This window comes from Shewanella sp. 5_MG-2023, from assembly GCF_030547465.1.
Classification (GTDB): Bacteria; Pseudomonadota; Gammaproteobacteria; order Enterobacterales; family Shewanellaceae; genus Shewanella.
The window spans coordinates 1-927 of record NZ_JAUORC010000083.1; the positions used below are offsets into that span (position 1 = coordinate 1).

Below are 927 nucleotides of genomic sequence, written 5' to 3' on the forward strand. Positions count from 1 at the left end.
GTGCTTAATCAACACTGGGAGTGGCTTAATATTGTTAAGCCACCACAAGTCCAAAGACTGCCTGATATTCTTACCCCCTGCTGAAGTTTCTATCGTCATTAGCCTTACCCATAAGCTGCGATATCAAGTGTGTTTTCTCGCCTTATACAGTATGGGGTTGCGCCTCGGTGAAGCCATTTCACTACAGGTTGGCGATATCGATTCACAGATGATGCAGGTGCACATTCGCAATGCTAAAGGTGGTAAAGACAGACTGGTTCCCTTGCCACAACGTACCCTGTTAGCGCTGCGATATTACTGGCAAACGCATCGCCACCCACGGCTGATTTTTCCAGGAAAAGATGGCAAACCTGATTCATTGATAGATAAAGGCGGCATTCAAAAAGCCTTAAAACGGGTTATCCGTGAGTGCAATATTCATAAGTCCATCAGCCCACATAACCTGCGTCACAGCTACGCCACTCATCTGTTAGAGCAAGGGCTAGATTTGCGCTCAGTGCAAACTTTGCTCGGTCACAACAGCCTTAATACCACCGCCCGATATACCCGCCTCACCACTATCACTCGCAAAAATACTGCCCTATCTGTTAACCAACTGACGGATAATTTGGTGCTTAAGTGGGAGTGTGATTTATGAGGTTCATTGCGCTTTTACGTGACCACCTTGACGCTTTTAATCAGGCTTATGATGGTCAAATTACATCATCCATGCGCCAAGCTATTTTCGCCATGCTCAGTTGTCGCAGCAACACTGAGCGAACCAGCCAGTGGGCATGCCGCAGCTGCACTCATACTGCTGATTTCCCGCTGTCATGTGGTCATCGCAGTTGCCCTCAATGCCAGCACAACACCACGACAGAGTGGCTCAACAAACAGCAAGCTAAACTCCTGCCCGTGGAGTATTACATGGTGACGTTTACCTTGCCT

At 48.0% G+C, this 927-nt stretch carries 2 protein-coding genes; both read left to right on the forward strand.

The window, feature by feature from the left end; all coding sequences use genetic code 11:
- Nucleotides 1-637 (forward strand): tyrosine-type recombinase/integrase (locus tag Q4557_RS19760; RefSeq protein ID WP_303415041.1); only part of this gene is annotated, 637 nt, incomplete at its 5' end.
- Nucleotides 634-927: transposase zinc-binding domain-containing protein (locus tag Q4557_RS19765; RefSeq protein ID WP_303415043.1), on the forward strand; the 294-nt coding region annotated here is incomplete at its 3' end. The genes Q4557_RS19760 and Q4557_RS19765, both read left to right, overlap by 4 nt.